At 67.0% G+C, this 16481-nt stretch carries 20 protein-coding genes; 14 read left to right on the top strand and 6 right to left on the bottom strand.

Annotated features, from left to right (window positions below; genetic code table 11):
* Nucleotides 1–124 precede the first annotated feature (124 nt).
* The 4 genes from IEX05_RS08990 to IEX05_RS08975 form a co-directional block, all read right to left on the bottom strand.
* Nucleotides 125–805, bottom strand: a complete 681-nt coding sequence (locus tag IEX05_RS08990) for an endonuclease/exonuclease/phosphatase family protein (RefSeq protein ID WP_188701066.1) — start codon at nucleotides 803–805, stop codon at nucleotides 125–127.
* Between the two features lie 73 nt (nucleotides 806–878).
* Nucleotides 879–1748, bottom strand: coding sequence for a tRNA pseudouridine(38-40) synthase TruA (gene truA, locus IEX05_RS08985; RefSeq protein WP_229661234.1), 870 nt, complete (start codon nucleotides 1746–1748; stop codon nucleotides 879–881).
* A gap of 172 nt (nucleotides 1749–1920) precedes the next feature.
* On the bottom strand, nucleotides 1921–2604 hold the full coding sequence (mtnN, locus tag IEX05_RS08980; RefSeq protein ID WP_229661233.1) for a 5'-methylthioadenosine/S-adenosylhomocysteine nucleosidase: 684 nt from the start codon (nucleotides 2602–2604) through the stop codon (nucleotides 1921–1923).
* Nucleotides 2601–3053, bottom strand: coding sequence for an S-ribosylhomocysteine lyase (locus tag IEX05_RS08975; protein ID WP_188701475.1), 453 nt, complete (start codon nucleotides 3051–3053; stop codon nucleotides 2601–2603). The genes mtnN and IEX05_RS08975 overlap by 4 nt, the downstream gene beginning before the upstream one ends.
* A gap of 100 nt (nucleotides 3054–3153) precedes the next feature.
* Here IEX05_RS08975 and IEX05_RS08970 point away from each other — a divergent pair, with 100 nt between their 5' ends.
* Nucleotides 3154–3822 carry a rhamnogalacturonan acetylesterase gene (locus tag IEX05_RS08970; RefSeq protein WP_188701060.1) on the top strand — a complete coding sequence of 223 codons (669 nt, stop codon included), beginning with the start codon at nucleotides 3154–3156 and terminating at the stop codon, nucleotides 3820–3822.
* A gap of 2 nt (nucleotides 3823–3824) precedes the next feature.
* On the opposite strand, the gene IEX05_RS08965 is transcribed toward IEX05_RS08970, so the two are convergent.
* A complete protein-coding gene (locus IEX05_RS08965) occupies nucleotides 3825–4313 on the bottom strand; it encodes an FBP domain-containing protein (RefSeq protein WP_188701059.1) in 489 nt (162 codons plus the stop codon).
* A gap of 140 nt (nucleotides 4314–4453) precedes the next feature.
* Here IEX05_RS08965 and IEX05_RS08960 point away from each other — a divergent pair, with 140 nt between their 5' ends.
* The 10 genes from IEX05_RS08960 to IEX05_RS08915 all read left to right on the top strand — a co-directional run bounded on the left by IEX05_RS08960 (nucleotide 4454) and on the right by IEX05_RS08915 (nucleotide 13628).
* A complete protein-coding gene (locus IEX05_RS08960; protein WP_188701057.1) occupies nucleotides 4454–5086 on the top strand; it encodes a YesL family protein in 633 nt (210 codons plus the stop codon).
* 48 nt (nucleotides 5087–5134) lie between these two features.
* Nucleotides 5135–6664 carry an extracellular solute-binding protein gene (locus IEX05_RS08955; protein WP_188701056.1) on the top strand — a complete coding sequence of 510 codons (1530 nt, stop codon included), beginning with the start codon at nucleotides 5135–5137 and terminating at the stop codon, nucleotides 6662–6664.
* A gap of 55 nt (nucleotides 6665–6719) precedes the next feature.
* The gene (locus IEX05_RS08950) at nucleotides 6720–7697 is read left to right on the top strand and encodes an ABC transporter permease (protein WP_188701055.1); all 978 of its coding nucleotides are present in this window, start codon (nucleotides 6720–6722) and stop codon (nucleotides 7695–7697) included.
* Nucleotides 7697–8578 (top strand): carbohydrate ABC transporter permease, encoded by an 882-nt coding sequence (locus IEX05_RS08945; RefSeq protein ID WP_188701054.1) that lies wholly within the window; start codon nucleotides 7697–7699, stop codon nucleotides 8576–8578. The genes IEX05_RS08950 and IEX05_RS08945 overlap by 1 nt, the downstream gene beginning before the upstream one ends.
* Nucleotides 8575–9225 carry a DUF1961 family protein gene (locus IEX05_RS08940; protein ID WP_188701053.1) on the top strand — a complete coding sequence of 217 codons (651 nt, stop codon included), beginning with the start codon at nucleotides 8575–8577 and terminating at the stop codon, nucleotides 9223–9225. Before IEX05_RS08945 ends, IEX05_RS08940 begins: the two co-directional genes overlap by 4 nt.
* Complete coding sequence (locus IEX05_RS08935) at nucleotides 9222–11837, top strand: exo-rhamnogalacturonan lyase family protein (RefSeq protein WP_188701052.1); 2616 nt, start codon at nucleotides 9222–9224, stop codon at nucleotides 11835–11837. Before IEX05_RS08940 ends, IEX05_RS08935 begins: the two co-directional genes overlap by 4 nt.
* Before the next feature lie 9 nt (nucleotides 11838–11846).
* The gene (locus IEX05_RS08930; protein WP_188701051.1) at nucleotides 11847–12341 is read left to right on the top strand and encodes a YajQ family cyclic di-GMP-binding protein; all 495 of its coding nucleotides are present in this window, start codon (nucleotides 11847–11849) and stop codon (nucleotides 12339–12341) included.
* A gap of 81 nt (nucleotides 12342–12422) precedes the next feature.
* On the top strand, nucleotides 12423–12644 hold the full coding sequence (locus IEX05_RS08925; protein ID WP_188701050.1) for a hypothetical protein: 222 nt from the start codon (nucleotides 12423–12425) through the stop codon (nucleotides 12642–12644).
* Between the two features lie 442 nt (nucleotides 12645–13086).
* Nucleotides 13087–13338 carry a hypothetical protein gene (locus IEX05_RS08920; protein ID WP_188701049.1) on the top strand — a complete coding sequence of 84 codons (252 nt, stop codon included), beginning with the start codon at nucleotides 13087–13089 and terminating at the stop codon, nucleotides 13336–13338.
* A 2-nt stretch (nucleotides 13339–13340) separates the two neighbouring features.
* Nucleotides 13341–13628, top strand: coding sequence for a hypothetical protein (locus tag IEX05_RS08915; RefSeq protein WP_188701048.1), 288 nt, complete (start codon nucleotides 13341–13343; stop codon nucleotides 13626–13628).
* 401 nt (nucleotides 13629–14029) lie between these two features.
* Here IEX05_RS08915 and IEX05_RS08910 read toward each other — a convergent pair whose 3' ends face one another.
* Nucleotides 14030–14920 (bottom strand): restriction endonuclease, encoded by an 891-nt coding sequence (locus tag IEX05_RS08910; protein WP_188701047.1) that lies wholly within the window; start codon nucleotides 14918–14920, stop codon nucleotides 14030–14032.
* Nucleotides 14921–15058: 138 nt separating this feature from the next.
* Here IEX05_RS08910 and IEX05_RS08905 point away from each other — a divergent pair, with 138 nt between their 5' ends.
* The 3 genes from IEX05_RS08905 to IEX05_RS15530 all read left to right on the top strand — a co-directional run.
* On the top strand, nucleotides 15059–15385 hold the full coding sequence (locus IEX05_RS08905) for a hypothetical protein (protein ID WP_188701046.1): 327 nt from the start codon (nucleotides 15059–15061) through the stop codon (nucleotides 15383–15385).
* A gap of 150 nt (nucleotides 15386–15535) precedes the next feature.
* Nucleotides 15536–16252, top strand: coding sequence for an SOS response-associated peptidase (locus tag IEX05_RS08900; protein ID WP_188701045.1), 717 nt, complete (start codon nucleotides 15536–15538; stop codon nucleotides 16250–16252).
* 101 nt (nucleotides 16253–16353) lie between these two features.
* On the top strand, nucleotides 16354–16481 hold a 128-nt coding region (locus tag IEX05_RS15530; protein ID WP_505744126.1), incomplete at its 3' end, for a transposase.

Here is a 16481-nt window from a genome sequence, read left to right as displayed (position 1 = left end):
GCACTCACGCACCCCGGCAGGCGCTAAAGGTGGCATACGAGGGGTGCAGGATCCCGTTCATATGACACTTATCGGCACTCACGCCCCACAACACCCCCGAAACGTGTCATACGAACGGGTGGGGTCAGCGTGCGTGGCGGCGGTACTCCGCCTCGATCAGGATCGGCAGGTGGTCGCTCGTGCCCTGCGGGAGCGTCTTGACCTCGCCGATCGACAACCCGCGGCTGGTCACGAAGTCGTAGTGACCCTTGAAGAAGCGGTAGCGCGTGTATGTGCGCGAGTCGCTCAGGGTCATGTCGTAGCCGTGCTCGCGGATCTGGTCTCCCAGACGCTCCTTGAACACCGGATAGTTGTAGTCGCCGACCATGAAGGTGGGGGTGCCTGGGCCGAGGGCCTCGAGCGCCTGCAGCGCCGAGCGGATCTGCGTGCGCCGGAGCGAGTTCAGCGCGGTGAGCGGCGCGGCGTGGAAGGACGCGAAGGTGATTTCACGGCTCGCGTCGATGTCGTAAAGCTGCACGCCGAGCAGTCGCTCGTGCGCTGGCCGCAGCACGATGTCGTGCAGCGACTTCTTTAGCCCCATCGAGACCGACTCCACGAATCGGTATGAGCTCTCGCGATAGTAGAGCGCGAGCCCGAGCCTATTGCGGTCGGTCGCCGCGGCCAGGCGCAGGCCCGCCACCGAGGTCGGCAGTTCCTCGACCTTCGCCTCTTGCAGGCACATGACGTCGGGATCCCACCGTTCGGCGCGCTGTTCGAGCTCGGCGGCCGCCGCGTGTTTGCGGAGGTTGTACGACATGATTCGCATGGTGATCTCACGGTAGCCCCGCCGAATGCGGGAAGGGTAGAGGCACGCTATGAATTAGCGATGGACGAACGCGTCAGTCGAGCGAGCGGCGAGCGCGGGTCTGCTCGGCGCGGTCGGCGAGGAGCTCGTCGGCCGGGTAGCCGACCTCGGTAAGGGTGAGCCCGCGGGCGTCGAGCACCTTGAACGCGCTCGTGCGATCCAGCTCGTCCCGCAGGCGAACCACGTCGTCGACCTCGAGGCGCCCCTCCCCCACGGCGACGCAGGCGCCGACGAGCGCCCGCACCATCGAATGACAGAACGCATCGGCCTTGACGCTCGCAATCAGCACACCATCTTCCGAGCGCCGCCAGCCATATTCCAGCAGCGTGCGGATCGTCGTGGCGCCCTCTCGCGGCTTGCAATAGGCCGCGAAGTCATGAAGGCCGATGAGCGAACGGGCGGCGGCGTCCATGCGGGAGGCGTCGAGCGAGGCCTTCACGAGGGTCGTGTCGTGCCGGAGCAGCGGGTTGTACCCGACGGCGTCATCGGCGACCCGATACGAGTAGCGCCGCCACACGGCCGAGAACCGCGCATCGAATCCCGCGGGAGCAGTGCTCGTGCGGGAGACGGTGACGTCGGCGTACGGCCGCAGCACGCCCCGCAGTTTGCGGGCGAGCGGCGCGATTGGATCCGGATCCTCGGATCCCCCGCGCGCGAGATGGGTCGCGCGCGACCACTGTTCGTCCGTGAGGTCGACGTGCGCGACCTGACCGGTCGCATGCACTCCGGCGTCCGTGCGGCCCGCGACGACGAGGCGCACGTCGCTCCGCAGGATCCGCCAGAGGGCCTCCTCGAGCGTGCCCTGCACGGTGCGCAGCCCGGGTTGTGCCGCCCACCCCTTGAAGCCCGAGCCGTCGTACGCGATATCGAGCCGGACCCGCCGCCCCGACCGTTCAGATGACACCTCTGCCCCGTCATGGGCGCCCACACTGGCCAAAGGTGTCATTTCAACGGCGGGGGCTTCCGTACCCAAGCCACCCGCACCCAAGGCGTCCGCCCGTTGGAATGACACTTTTGAGGGGTTGGCGGGCGTGGGACGGGGTAAATGTGTCATTTGAACGGGGGGGGAGGGCGGGTTAGGCGCGGGCGAGGCGCGGGAGGGCGTCGATGATGATCTCGGCGGAACGCGCGGCGGCGCCGTCGAGGTGGGTGTCGAACTCCTCGGAGTCGGGGGCGCAGAGGTCGCTGATCGCTCGGCACGCGGCGAAGCGCACTCCGTGATTGAAAGCCGCCTGCGCGATCGCGGCGGTCTCCATGTCGACCGACCAGGATCCGGGGAAGCTCTCGCGAAGCGCGTGCGCGAGCTCGGCGGTGACGAACTTCTCCCCCGAGGCCATGGCGGCGCGCGTCACACGCTCTCCCGTGAAGGCCGCGGCGAGCGCGGCGTCGGTCGGATAACTCGCGGGCATACCCGGCACCTGCCCCAGCGCATAGCCGAAGGCGCGCGCGTCGGCCTCGACGTTGACGATCTCGGTGCCGACGACGACGTCGCCGACGCGGGCGTCGCTCGCGAGCCCGCCGGCGGATCCGCCGCTCACGAGCAGGATGTCGGATCCGTATCGGAAGACGCTGCCCGCGACGGCGTCGGCCGCGTTGACCATGCCGATGCCGCTGACGACGAGCACGAGGGTCGCGCCGCCGATGACGACGCCCCGGTGCACGGCGCGTCCGAGCGTCACCGGATCCGAGACCTGCGCGGCGGCGTCGAGGAAGGGCTGCGCCTCCTCGTCCATGGCGACCTGGACGACGATTGCGGTCACGCGTAGACCTCGAGCCATTCGTCGCGCCGGGCGAGGAACGCGGCGGCGGCCTGCTGGGCGCCCTCGAGCGTGTGATTCGCGCCCCATCCGCACTGGATCTCGTTGGCGGCGGGCACCTCGCTCGCGTCGGCGAAGTCGGAGAGGGTCGCGGCCACGAGTTCGGCGACCTCCTCGGAACTGTGCTCGCCCTGCAGGATCAAGTAGAAGCCGGTCTGGCAGCCCATGGGCGAGAAGTCGATGACGCGGTCGGAGTGGTCGCGGCTCTTCTCGGCGAACATGTGCTCGATCGAGTGCACGACGGGCATCTCGAGGTGCGCCGTGTTCGGCTGCGTGAAACGCACGTCGTACTTGACGATCACGTCGCCCGCCGGCAGCTCCTTGCGGTCGGCGAGCCGGATGTACGGCGCCGCCACCTTCGTGTGGTCGAGGTTGAAGGACTCGACGTTCATCGTGCGCTTGGTGTTCACACGTCCAGGGTATCCGCGACGGGTGGGCGCGACGCGTGCGCTACATTCACTAGGCGTAATACGACGCCGAAGGAGCCCTCGCATGACGTACCACCTCGCCGGAGATTCGACCGTTGCCGAATGTTCTCCCGCCGAGCACCCGATGTCGGGATGGGGCGCCCACCTCGCGGCGCATGTTGACGAGCCCGTGCGCAACCTCGCCTTCGGCGGTGCGACGACGCAGTCGTTCTTCGAGCAGAGGTGGGACGAGCTCATCGCCGGGGTCGGAGAGGGCGACACGGTGGTGATCCAGTTCGGCCACAACGACCAGAAGGTGCCCGAGCTCGACGCGCGCGGCGGCTACACGGATCGCCTGACGCGCATGGTCGCCGAGGTGCGCGAGCGCGGCGGGGTCGCGGTGCTGTGCACCTCGTGCGAGCGGCGCTGGTTCGACGGCGACCGGGTCGAGGCGACCCACGGGGACTACCCGAACGCGGTCCGCGACCTCGCCCACGAGCTCGACGCGCCGCTCGTCGATCTCACCGTCTTCACCAGCTGGCTCTACGAGGACGCGGGCGCGGAAGGATCCGTCGCCTATCTCACCCACCTGGCTCCGGGCACACACGAGACCTGGCCGGAGGGACTGCAGGACAACACCCACTTTCACGAGCGCGGCGCGCGGAAGATTGCCGCCTTCGTGGCGCGGAGCCTCCGCGCGATCGAGCGCAAGGACGGCGAGCGGCCCGCCAAGGGGAGCCCCGCCGTCGCGTAGTCCTACACCGCGTCCCGCACCTGTCGCACGAACTCGCGCATGCGCCGCGCGGTGTTGTCGATGCGGAAGTCGACGTTCGTGCGGAACTCGTCGGGGGCCAGCGGATGGGCGAGGCGCACGTTCTCGTGGCACGACACATCGGCGCACATGTACGTCGCGATCGACTCGTCGCGCCGCCCGGCGTCGCCGCCCTTCCGCGCGCTCATCATGACGACCTGATTGCCCGGCTGCATCGTGCGGCAGATGTTGCAGATACCGCTGCGAGCGCGCGAGGAACTCGTCGCCGCGCGCATGACGATGCCGGTCGGGGATCCGTCGAGCTCGACGACGACGTAGCAGCGCGCGCGGTTGGAGGGGTCTCGCCAGGCGAAGAAATCGTGGTGGTACCAGTCGACGAGGAGTGCCTCGAGCGGCAGGTCGAGGATCTCGAGATCGTGTTCGTCGGCGTTGACGAATGACGCTCGGATGTCGTCTGCGGTGAGCTCCTGCATGATCCGCCATTCTACGGACGCGGAGCGCCGAGGCTTCGACCCACGTTATTGAAACGTTTTTTGCGTTCGCCGGAGATGTCGTGTACACATGAGGGGAAAGCGCTTCCCAACGGAGGGGAGGCCGGATCGATGGAGACCCGATGAGCACCGAGACGTTGCGCGACACCGTAACGGGACGACTGCAGCAGGGCTTCGAGGCCATCTACTGGATGATTGTCGTGAACGCCCTGTGGTGGCTCTTCGCCCTGGCCGGAGGCATCGTTCTGGGCGCCGCTCCCGCCACGATCGCGGGCGCCGAGCTCACCCGCCGCCGCGCGGAAGGCCGCCTGTTCCCCGTCCTGCGCACGTACACGTCGGTGTGGCGCCGCGAGTTCCGGCGCGCGAACCTGCTGCTGCTGCCGTTCGGCGTCGCGCTCGCGCTGCTCGCGGTCGACCTCCTCTGGTTCCAGTCGCGCGGCAATCTCGGCCTCCTGGGTGGGATCGCGCTCGGGGCCCTGATCGTCGTCGCCACCCTCGGCTCGCTCACCGCGGGCATGTACGTCACCTACGAGATGCCGTTCCGCGCGTACATCCTGCGCGCGTCGCGATGGGCGCTCGCGAACCTCGCCCACACGGTGCTGCTCGCCCTCACGATCGTGCTCATCTGCGGCGCGACGCTCGCGATCCCCGGCCTCGCCCCCTTCGTGACCGTGGGAGCCCTGGTCGTCATCCCCGCGCGACTGTGCACCGCATTCTTCCGTTCCAACGAGCGCCTGCTCGCGGAACAGCCCTAACCCCACCCGTGGGACGAAGCCGTCCCGTCATACAGCAAGGAAGCACCTATGAAAAAGCGCATTCTCCCGATCGCGACGATCGCGATCGCCTCGGTCGCCCTCGCGGGCTGCTCGAACGGATCCGGCGGCGGCGACGGCGGCGGATCCGCCGAGATCGAGACGCTCACGATTCAGGCCCCGTACCTGTCGACGAGCGCCCCGCAGGCCGACAACGCCGTCGAGACCGCTCTCGAGGAGGAGATCGGCACGAAGCTCGACATCACCTGGGTTCCCAACGCGTCGTACGAGGACAAGACGAACATCACGCTCGCGGGCGACAGCGTGCCGCACGTCATGGTCATCCAGGGTAAGTCGCCCGGATTCGTGAAGAACGCCGAGGCGGGCGCCTTCTGGGAGCTCACCGACTACCTCGCCGACTACCCGAACCTCAACACCAACCTGCCCGAGGTGCAGAAGGCCTCGAGCATCAACGGAAAGGTGTACGGCATCTTCCGCGCCCGCGACACCATGCGCACCTCGGTGATGGTGCGCGCCGACTGGCTGGAGAACCTCGGCCTCGAGATGCCGGAGACGACCGACGACCTGCTCGAGGTCGCCAAGGCCTTCACCGAGAAGGACCCCGACGGCAACGGCCAGAACGATACCTACGGCCTCATCATTCCGAGCTGGCCCGGCGCGATCGGCACCAACAGCCCCTACGACGTCATCGAGACGTGGTTCGGCGCGGGCAACCGGTACACGCAGCGCGACGGCGAGATCATCCCGAACTTCGACACCGACGAATGGCTCGACGCCGTCGAGTACGAGAAGTCGCTCATCGACGGCGGCTACGTCAACTCCGACTTCGCCACCTTCGACTCCGCCAAGTGGAACGAGCCGTTCCTGAATGGCAAGGGCGGCATCATCATCGACGTCCACTCGCGCGCCGCATCGCTCATGAGCCTGCTGAAGGACGTCGATCCCGACAACTGGCAGAACATGGTCGACTTCACGGGCAACCTCATCGGCCCCGACGGCGAGATGCACGCCCTGCCGACCACCGGCTACAGCGGCTTCATCGCGATCCCCAAGGCCCAGGTCCGCACGGAGGACGAGCTGCGCCAGGTGCTGTCGATCCTCAACGAGATGAACAGCCCCGAGGCGGGCAAGATCCTGAACAACGGCATCGAGGGCGAGACCTACACCCTCGACGGCGAGCTCGCCGTCGCGATCGACGACGCGCCAGAGGATCTCAAGAACGCCGTCAGCTCGCTGGCGCAGCTGGGCATGAACGTGACCGGTTTCCAGGGCTACCTGCCGAAGCAGGCAACCGACGTCGAGCAGGCGGCCTACGACAAGCGTAAAGCGATCGAGGCCTCCGACTACGAGAACGCCGTCATCGACCCCACCGCCCCCTACGTGTCGCAGACCTACGTGGCGCAGGGCGCGCAGCTCGACCTCATCGTGTCGGACGCCCGCCTGAAGTATCTCGCCGGCCAGATCGACCGCGAACAGCTGCTCGCCGAGATCGAGCGCTGGCACGCCAGCGGCGGCGACCAGATCATCTCCGAAATGAACGAGCTCGCCTCGGCTGAGTGACGCCCCGGGTGGGGCGGCCCGCGTGCCGCCCCACCCGCCCTCGACTAGGAGAATCATGGTCTTGCTCGATACTCGCGCGGCCGGCGGCGGCGCGACGGAGTCCCTCATCGTCCCGCCGCGTCGGCGGCGTTCGGGCGTGCGCGTGCACTTCAGCCGCTTCAAGTGGCTGTACCTGCTGCTCATTCCCGGGATCATCTACTTTGCGGTCTTCCGGTACGCGCCGATGTTCGGCGCGATCATCGCTTTCAAGGACTACGTCCCGTTCCTCGGCATCGGCGGCAGCGCCTGGGTCGGCTTCGAACACTTCACGAACTTCTTCGCGAGCCCCGACTTCGTGCGCCTGCTCGGGAACACGCTGATCCTCGCATTCCTCAATCTCGCAATCGCCTTCCCCCTGACGATCGTCATCGCGCTGCTGCTCAACGAGCTGCGGCTCAGCATCGTCAAGCGCACGGTGCAGACGCTGATCTACATTCCGCACTTCCTGTCGTGGACCGTGGTCGCCTCCCTGACCTATCTCCTCTTCGCGCTCGACACCGGCCCGCTGTTCCACCTCATCAACACGGTGCTGGGGACCGACATCAACTTCCTGACGGATCCGGACTGGTTCCGGCCCGTGATCATGCTGCAGACGATCTGGAAGGGCACCGGCTGGGGCACGATCATCTTCCTCGCGGCCCTCGCGAGCGTCGACCAGGAGCAGTACGAGGCCGCCATCATCGACGGCGCCGGACGGTGGTCGCGCGTCTGGCACATCACGCTGCCGTCGATCGCGCCGACGATCGTCGTGATGCTCATCCTCAAGATGGGCGATGTGCTCGACACCGGCTTCGAGCAGATCTACCTCATGACCAACTCGCTCAACCGCGAGGCGGCGGATGTGTTCGACACCTTCGTCTACTTCATGGGCATCACCCAGGGCTCCTACTCGTACAGCACCGCCGTCGGCCTGTTCAAGGCCATCGTCGGCGTCATCCTCATCTTCGGGGCGAACTGGCTGTCGCGCCGCTTCAACCAGACGGGAATCTTCTGATGGCTCGCGAGAAGTACCGCTTCAATACCCCCGCGGGGCGGGTGTTCGACGTCTTCAACGTCGTCATCCTCGTGGTGATCGGGCTCATCGCCCTCGTCCCCTTCCTGTACGTGCTCGCCGGATCCTTCGCCACCGAGGCGGAGATCGCGACGCGCCCGTTCTTCCTCTGGCCCGAGACGTTCAGCCTCAAGGCGTACTCGACGATCCTCACGAGCGACGCCTTCGTGCGCGCGCTCGTGACGACGGTGCTCGTCACGGCCGTCGGCACGGGCATCCAGCTCCTACTGACGGCGTCGATGGCGTACCCGCTGTCGAAGGCGAACCTGCCCGGCGGTCGCGTGATGCTCATGCTCATCGTCTTCACGATGGTGTTCTCGGGCGGCATGATCCCCACCTTCCTCGTCGTGAAGGAACTGGGCCTGCTCGACACGTACTGGGCGCTGATCCTGCCCGCGGCGATCAACCCGTTCAGCCTCATCATCATCAAGAACTTCTTCCAGCAGCTGCCGAAGGAGCTCGAGGAGTCGGCGATGATCGACGGCGCGAACGAGGTGCGCACCATGTGGAGCGTGATCCTGCCCCTGTCGAAGCCCGTGCTCGCGACCTTCGCGCTGTTCTACGCCGTCGGAATCTGGAACGACTTCATGTCGCCCCTGCTGTACCTCAACGACTCGTCGATGTGGACGCTGCAGATGTTCCTGCGCCAGGTGACGGCGGCGACCGACCTGTCAATGCTGCAGTCGGATGCGAGCGAAATGCCGCCCGCGCAGGGCATCAAGTTCGCCGTCATCATCGTCGCGACCCTGCCGATCCTGCTGTTCTACCCCTTCCTCCAGAAGCACTTCGCGAAGGGCATGCTGCTGGGTTCGGTGAAGGGATGAGCACCCTCGTCTACCGCAATCCCCTGTCGACTCCGGCCGACGTCGCCGACTGGATCCCCGAGGGTCCGGTCGCGGCGTCGGCCGCCGACGGATCCCTCGAGCTGCGCTCGTCCGGCGGGCCCGACGACCACTTCACCTTCTGGTGCCCGGAGGAGTTCGGCGACCGGATCCGGATCTCGTGGGAGTTCTCCCCCGTGTCAGAGCCGGGTCTCGCGATGCTGTTCTTCGGCGCGGCATCGGTCTCGGGCGGCGGGATCTTCGACGCGGGCCTCGCGCCGCGCGACGGCTCCTACCCGCAGTACCACTCGGGCGACATCCGCACGCTACACGTGTCGTATTTCCGGCGCCGATGGGAGGACGAGCGCGCCTTCCACACCGCGAACCTGCGCAAGTCGCCCGGTTTCCACCTCGTCGCGCAGGGCGCGGATCCGCTGCCGCCCGTCGTCGACGCGCGCGGCGCCTTCTATCGCATCACCGTCGAGAAGGATCGCGCCGAGGTGCGCTTCTCGATCGACGACCTGCTCCTGTTCACCTGGACCGATGACGAATCGACCGGCCCCCGCGTCGGCTCCGGTCGCCTCGGTTTCCGACAGATGGCGCCGCTCGTCGCGCGCTATCGCAATCTGGAAGTTCACGACCTCTCATGACCTCCCCCGTCATCCCCCTGCGCTGGCTCGACGACGAGACGCCCGCGGCCCTGCCCGACGGCGCGACGTTCGGCGTGCCCGTCCCGCGCGGATCCGTCGGCTCGGCGAGCGAGCTCTCCCTCTCTGCGGACGGATCCGCCGTTCCCGCACAGTTCTGGCCCCTTGCGACGTGGCCCGATGGATCCGTCAAGTGGGCGGGCGTCGCCGTCGGCGCGACGCCCTTCGCGGGGGCGGCGATCGCGGTCGGTGAGAACCCCGCGCCGGATGCGCCGGTCACCGTCACGGAAACCGCAGCAGAGGTGACGGTCGCGAACGGCGTGCTCGAGCTTGTCGTGCCCCGCAGCGGTTCCGCCCTGTTCTCGACGCTCTCCCGCGGCGGCACCGAGGTCGCCCGCAACGGCCGCCTCGTGAGCGCCCTCGCGGACGGCCCCTCGCCGCGCGACGCGCGCGCCGATCTCATCGGCGTCGTGGACGCGGTGACGGTCGAACAGACCGGTCCCGTCCGCGCGGTGATCCGTGTCGACGGGCACCACGCCGCCCCGGGCCGCGAGCGCCTTCCGTTCCGCGTGCGCTTCGTGGTGCTCGCCGGTGCCGACAGCGTGCGCCTCGTGCACACGCTCATCTGGGACGGCGACGCCGACACCGAGTTCCTCGCCGCCCTCGGCCTCACCGCCGACGTGCCCCTGCGCGCGGAGACCCACGACCGGCACGTGCGCTTCGCGACCGCCGGCGGCGGCGTCTTCGCCGAGGCCGTTCGCGGCATCACCGGGCTGCGCCGGGATCCGGGTGCCGAGGTGCGCGAGGCGCAGATCTCCGGGCGCGCGACGCCGCCCGTCGCCGAGTGGGACGCGCGCACGTCCGACCGGATCCGGTGGATCCCCGAATGGGACGACTACACGCTCACGCAGCTGACCGCCGACGGCTACGAGCTGCGCAAGCGCACCGCGTCGACGACCAACACCGGGCGCGCGTGGATCCGGAGCACCGCCGGGACGCGCGCGGAGGGCCTCGTGTCGCTCAGCGACCCCGAGGGCGGCTTCGGCATCGGCGTGCGCGGCTTCTGGCAGTCGCACCCGGGGCAGCTCGACGTGCGCGGCGCCGCCGGCGACGCCGCGAGCGTGACGGCGTGGCTGTACTCCCCCGAGGCGGCGCCGATGGACATGCGCTTCTATCACGACGGGCTCGGCCAGGACGGCTACGCCGATCAGCTCGACGCCCTCGAGATCACCTACGAAGACTACGAGCCCGGCTTCGGCGACCCGCACGGCATCGCCCGCACGCACGAGCTCACCCTCTTCGCCTGGGGCGCGACGCCGACGCGCGAGCACCTCGCCGAGCGCGCCGCCGCCGTGCAGAAGCCGGCGCTGCCGCAGGCGACACCCGCGCACATCGCCTCCTGCGGCGTATTCGGCGACTGGTCGCTCGTCGACCGTTCGACCCCGATCAAGGCCGAGATCGAGGACAGCCTCGACCTGCTGTTGTCGTTCTACCTCGAGCAGCCCGAACAGCGCCGCTGGTACGGATTCTGGGACTACGGCGACGTCATGCACGCCTACGACTTCGACCGGCACACCTGGCGCTACGACGTCGGCGGCTACGCGTGGGACAACTCCGAGCTCTCGCCCGACCTGTGGCTCTGGTACTCGTACCTGCGCACGGGCCGCGCCGACGTGTTCCGCTTCGCGGAAGCGATGACCCGCCATACCGGCGAGGTCGACGTGTACCACCTGGGCCGGTTCGCGGGCCTCGGATCGCGTCACAACGTGCAGCACTGGGGGTGCTCGGCCAAGCAGCTGCGCATCTCGACGCCCGCGTATCGCCGCTTCTACCACTACCTCACCGCCGACGAGCGGGTGGGCGACCTCCTCGACGAGCTGCGCGACAGCGACGAGACCTTCCTCGGCCTGGATCCCACCCGCAAGGTGCGCCCCGACGCCGCGACGTACCGGGCCGACCGCAACGCGGTCGCCGTGGGTCTCGGCACCGACTGGTCGGCGCTTGCCGCGACCTGGCTCGCCGACTGGGAGCGCACCGGAAACGAACGCTCCCGCGACCGCCTACTCGGCACGATGGCCGACATCGGAGCGCTCCCGAAGGGATTCCTAACGGGCGAGGCGCTCTACGACCTCGACACCGGCAGGTTCGCGACGGACCGCGATCGGATCAGCGTCTCGCACCTCTCCGCCGTGTTCGGGCTCGTCGAGATCTGCAGCGAGCTCATCTCGCTCGTCGACGTCCCATCGTTCACGGAGGCGTGGGTGCAGTACTGCTCGCTCTTCCTCGCCTCGCCCGAGGAGCAGGAGGCCGCGGTCGGTCAGGCGCTGACCGGGATCCACCTCGAGCAGGCACACTCGCGGCTCACCGCGTACGCGGCCGTGAAGCGCGACGATCAGGCGCTGCGCGAACTCGCCTGGCACGCCTTCGACGGCATCGGCGAATGGCTGCTGCACCGACGCGAGCTCGGCATCAACCGGATCCCTGTGCCGCTCGTGCCCGCGCCCGTCGACGAGATGCCGACCGTCTCGACCAACGACGCCGCGCAGTACGGGCTCGCCGCGATCCAGCTGCTCGCCCTGCTGGGCGACCAGGTCGACGGGCTCGCTTCGACGTAGGATCGGGTTATGGCTGACTCTTCATTCGACATCGTCTCCGAGATCGACCGTCAGGAGGCCGACAACGCCCTCAACCAGGCTGCCAAGGAGGTCTCGCAGCGCTACGACTTCCGCGGCACGGACGCCTCGGTCGCGTGGTCGGGCGAGCAGATCCTCATCATCGCGAACACCGAAGACCGCGCCCTCGCGGTGCTCGACGTGCTGCAGTCAAAGATGATCAAGCGCGGCATCTCGCTGAAGAGCCTCGACTCGGGCGACCCCTACGAGAGCGGCAAACAGGTGCGCATCGTCACCTCGCTCAAGGAGGGCATCGACAAGGAGGTCGCGAAGAAGATCTCCAAGATCATCCGGGACGAGGGCCCCAAGGGCGTCAAGGCGCAGATTCAGGGCGAGGAGATCCGCGTCTCGTCGAAGAGCCGCGACGACCTGCAGGAGGTCATCGCGCTGCTCAAGGGCAAGCAGGAGGACCTCGACGTCGCGCTGCAGTTCCAGAACTACCGCTGAGCTAGCTCCGTGACCTGGGGTTTTAGCTCCCAGTGCGCGGAGGTGAGGATCGTACGCGCGAAGTCCACAGTCGCGACGCGCGTGCGATCCTCCGCGGGCGGCCACCGACAGTTCGGCTCTCTCGACGCTCCCGGTCTCGACCGTGCCGACTGCGCACGCTACGCAGAGGGCGACGAACTCGTCTTGGTCACCGCGAACGGACAGGTCCTGTCCCCGGCGAAGTTCGGTTGTGTCTTGCGCGGCTTCCTCGATGAGCAGACGCGCAGACGCGAGCCCAGCACCCGCGTGACGTGCGAGTACTGACCCCGCAGCGGCTCCCACCATACCGAGAGGATCCGCGCGGCGGGGTCTTCTCGTGTCCGCTCTCGCGGGTATAGCGCGGCTACCTCTCCCTCCCTACGATGGATGTCCATGACCGGCGCGCCTCGCTGAAGGGCGAAGGCGGAGCCCGGCTCGCCCTTCGAGAGGATCCCACGATGTCGAGTCCCGCTGAAGTCACACGGACCATCGACGATGTGCTGGCATGGGCAGTTTCCGCGCTCCGACCGAATGACGCGATCCTTATCCAAGCGGAAGCCGATGCCGGCGAAGAATACTTCGCCTTCATCGACGCAGTCTCGATCGCCCACCACACTGGACCGTCACTCCCGAGACACCTGGAGACAGCCGTGCAGGCCCTCGCGGCGCAGGATGCCCGGTTCAGAGATGACCTCCGCCACGCCACGCATCCGGATCGAGCCGCAACATGACGTTCCACGACCTCGCCGAACGCGTGTTAAAGCACGTGCGCGAGGAGTTCCCCGGAAAGGTGCGCACCGCGGTAGACGACACGATGTGGGCGGGCGACTGGGACACTGCACTCCTCATGGCGCTCGGTGAGGATCTCGAAGCCACGCGTCGGATCCCTCGCGACCTGCGGGCAGAACTCGCATCACATCGAGACTTCATCAACGATCTCCCGGCTCCGATTGCGCAAGCCATCACCGAGGGACTCTAACAATGAGGGACGAGTACGACGAGATCGCGCGCACCGCGCTAGCGATCGGCGCACGCTTCCTTCCCACGGAAATCGTGGCATCTATCGAAATGGATCTGAATAGCGGCGAACCAGGCGTAGCGCTCCTCCAAATCCTCGAGCATCTCGAGGAAGGTGGACACGACATCGCCCTGATCTACACACCCCAGCAACGCGCCCAGTTCCGCAAGTTCGAGGACGAACCAGAAACAATCGGCAGCGCGATCGTCTGGGCACTCGACGACGCCGAGAACACGCCCCCGAGTAGATAGCGGACATAACGAAGGCGGCCGGAAGGTCCGTGTGAACCGACTGCCGCCTTCGAAGTAGGAGAGAACAACCAAGCTGTCCGCGGGAACTGCCCGCCGATCCCCCTCGTGTACGCCCGGAGCATGAACACCACACGTCCGGCCGGACAGGGATACGGTGCGCGCGTGACCGGACAGCGACAAAACGCGCGCAGGAGGTGCTCTGTCCGGGTTGGGCGCCAGCTCCAATGCTCACGGCGCGCTCATGCGCACCGTAGACCACGGCGATGAGTGCCCCATCGTTACCGACCGATTGACACAAAATCACCAAGCAGCGGGGCGTTCGCGAACTCGAGCAGGGCACACGCCGCTGGCCCGCACGGGAAACGTGAAAGGGCGGATCATGCCTCGGCTAACCTGCGGCTCTAGTCCCGCAAATCCAGTCCCTGAGCGCGTACAGCGCTACCAAGTGCGTTCGCGCCGATCAGGTCACCCTCCTCCGCGCGATAGATGAAGAGAGCGATTCCTGCGCGATCGGCGAACTCCACGCCGCCAGCCGAGTACGAACCAGATGTGAAGAACAATGCACGTCTACCGTCGTGCGCTGCGACGCCTGCGAGCTCCCGGACCTGCGCGACGGGTACAGAGTACATCGGTGCGAGGTTTTTCACTTGGGCGATGTACGCGGAGCTGATCACATCAACTCCGCCATCGCCGGAGTACCGGGTGACCTCTGCGTCAACAGCGCCGAGGAAGCGCATCCACTCCGCCGCTAGCTCCTCAGCCTCTTGCGGGCCCACGCCGCGTGGGCGCGGTTGCGGAGAGTAAACCTGGGGATGAATCGGGTTGAAAGGCGGAAGGCGTTCACTTCGCCTAGCCTCGACCAACGCTGACTCGAAAACTTGCTGACGGCGTGACTCAGTGTCCCTCTCGGCCTCGGCAACCGCGTGCCGTAGCCGCACGTTATAGGGCCGTCGCCGGGAAGCATGCAAAATACCCAGCCCAACTGCCGCAACGATCATGACGAAACTGATGACCTCAAATGTGGAGTCATAGAGCGCACTTCCGGGGTCCGCTAGAACATCGACGATAGCCGCCGGGATCATCCACCAGAACGCGTAGACAAGCCACCAGGGCCAGAAGCGCGGCCTTGGTTCGATCGCTGGCGGCACCGGCGCGACTTCCTGGCGCACGGCTTCGCGGACGGTGTCAACCAGGATGCGCTCAGGCAGGCCAAGCGGAACCCGGCCTCCGATGTCGCGTCCGACTGCCCAAGGATCGAACGGGCTATCGGGGCGGGGAGGTGAAAAGGTCACGAGCTCATCATATTGCCCCACTCGGATTGATCAGAATCTCGATACCGGTTGTGCAAGCTACTGATTAGCTCAACGCCAGCGACTCGAGCCATCCGCAATGGCGCAGGCGTTGCAGAGCTTGCGCAGTAGCCTGACGTGATGACCCATGCTTCTGACTCGACCGAGCAACGTCTCGCCGAGGTCCCGATCATTGCTGCCGTCAGCGGCATGCTCGGCATCCCACTTGCATCGGCGAGGATCCCCATCGACGGAGTCCGCGTCGAGATCGACGGCGCGAGCGAGGACCGTTCCGTACTCGTCGAAGCCTACGCACACATCGGCACCGTGAAAGGTGCCCAGCGGCACAAAGTCGCGAACGATGCCTTCAAGCTGGCATGGGCTGGACAGAAGCTCAGGTCTCAACGTCTCATCATCGCAGTTGCCGGCGAGGACGCAGCCGCCTATCTCAAACGGCCCGGCGCATGACTCCCAGCCGCGATCCGCGACGCACATGTCGAGGTGATGCACGTGCCGCTCGAGGCCGCCCTCCAGGCATCGCTGACGGACGCACAAACACGGCAGTGCCGCTGAGCGCACACCCCTAGCGCGATCACTCAGGGCCCCTACTCTGGCGGCATGTGCGGACGCTTCGCTCTCGATGACCACGTGAACTCGTCGATCACGGATTTCGTGACGTCGACGGGCCGGCACCACAACGAATGGTCGTCGGACTGGCAGGGACGGTGGAACATCAAGCCGACCCAGGACATCGTCTTGATCCGCGACTCGGAGAAGGACGACGAGATTCGTGTCGAGACGGCGCGCTGGTCCCTCGTGCCGCCGTGGAGCGAGACGCTCACTCCCCGCTTCCCGACGTTCAACGCGCGCTCGGAGGGGATCGCCACTAAGGCGACATGGAAGAAGCCCCTCAAGGCGAACCGCTGCATCATCCCCGCGAGCGGCTACTACGAGTGGACGGGTGAGAAGGGTGCCAAGCAGCCCTGGTGGATCCACCCCGAGCAGGGCATCCTGGGCTTCGCCGGCCTGTACTCCTGGTGGCAAGACCGCTCGCGCCCTGACGACGACCCCAACCGATGGGTACTCACCGCGACGATCCTCACCATGCCCACCGTCGACGAGCTCGCAAGCATCCACGACCGGAACCCGCTCACCCTACCCGAAGATCTCTGGGAGCACTGGATGGACCGGTCGATCGTCGGAGATCAGAAGCTCGTCGACGAAGCCGTGCGCGCCGGCCGAGACGAAAGCTCTGCGCTCCTCTTCCACAAGGTCAGCCCCTTCAAGGCCGGAGACGACAGCATCGCCCTGACCGAGCCGTTAAACTCGCTATAGCGTTCCGCAATCTCGGCGATGGGATAGCCTGGGGGCGTGAGGAATGGATCGGTGACAACTGATCGTTAGCGTCGGGAGGCGCTGACGGGGAGGATGTCATCATGCCCGGTCCCTATCCCAGAGAGTTCCGCGAGGATGTCGTCGCGGTCGCTCGTCGCCGTGAGAGCGGCGTCACCATCAAACAGATCGCCGCCGACTTCGGTATCAGCGAAGCGACCCTGCAGAACTG

The sequence above is a fragment of the Microbacterium nanhaiense genome, from assembly GCF_014646015.1.
Taxonomy (GTDB): domain Bacteria; phylum Actinomycetota; class Actinomycetes; order Actinomycetales; family Microbacteriaceae; genus Microbacterium; species Microbacterium nanhaiense.
The sequence above is the reverse complement of the archived record's forward strand: the minus strand, read 5'-3'. Positions and strand labels throughout refer to the sequence as shown.

Excerpts from the sequence above, each read along its gene's own strand:
- IEX05_RS08990 (WP_188701066.1), bottom strand. The coding sequence starts at position 805 with ATGCGAATCATGTCGTACAACCTCCGCAAACACGCGGCGGCCGCCGAG.
- IEX05_RS08975 (WP_188701475.1), bottom strand. The coding sequence starts at position 3,053 with ATGAACGTCGAGTCCTTCAACCTCGACCACACGAAGGTGGCGGCGCCG.
- IEX05_RS08970 (WP_188701060.1), top strand. The coding sequence starts at position 3,154 with ATGACGTACCACCTCGCCGGAGATTCGACCGTTGCCGAATGTTCTCCC.
- IEX05_RS08965 (WP_188701059.1), bottom strand. The coding sequence starts at position 4,313 with ATGCAGGAGCTCACCGCAGACGACATCCGAGCGTCATTCGTCAACGCC.
- IEX05_RS08960 (WP_188701057.1), top strand. The coding sequence starts at position 4,454 with ATGAGCACCGAGACGTTGCGCGACACCGTAACGGGACGACTGCAGCAG.
- IEX05_RS08955 (WP_188701056.1), top strand. The coding sequence starts at position 5,135 with ATGAAAAAGCGCATTCTCCCGATCGCGACGATCGCGATCGCCTCGGTC.
- IEX05_RS08950 (WP_188701055.1), top strand. The coding sequence starts at position 6,720 with ATGGTCTTGCTCGATACTCGCGCGGCCGGCGGCGGCGCGACGGAGTCC.
- IEX05_RS08945 (WP_188701054.1), top strand. The coding sequence starts at position 7,697 with ATGGCTCGCGAGAAGTACCGCTTCAATACCCCCGCGGGGCGGGTGTTC.
- IEX05_RS08940 (WP_188701053.1), top strand. The coding sequence starts at position 8,575 with ATGAGCACCCTCGTCTACCGCAATCCCCTGTCGACTCCGGCCGACGTC.
- IEX05_RS08935 (WP_188701052.1), top strand. The coding sequence starts at position 9,222 with ATGACCTCCCCCGTCATCCCCCTGCGCTGGCTCGACGACGAGACGCCC.
- IEX05_RS08930 (WP_188701051.1), top strand. The coding sequence starts at position 11,847 with ATGGCTGACTCTTCATTCGACATCGTCTCCGAGATCGACCGTCAGGAG.
- IEX05_RS08920 (WP_188701049.1), top strand. The coding sequence starts at position 13,087 with ATGACGTTCCACGACCTCGCCGAACGCGTGTTAAAGCACGTGCGCGAG.
- IEX05_RS08915 (WP_188701048.1), top strand. The coding sequence starts at position 13,341 with ATGAGGGACGAGTACGACGAGATCGCGCGCACCGCGCTAGCGATCGGC.
- IEX05_RS08905 (WP_188701046.1), top strand. The coding sequence starts at position 15,059 with ATGACCCATGCTTCTGACTCGACCGAGCAACGTCTCGCCGAGGTCCCG.
- IEX05_RS08900 (WP_188701045.1), top strand. The coding sequence starts at position 15,536 with ATGTGCGGACGCTTCGCTCTCGATGACCACGTGAACTCGTCGATCACG.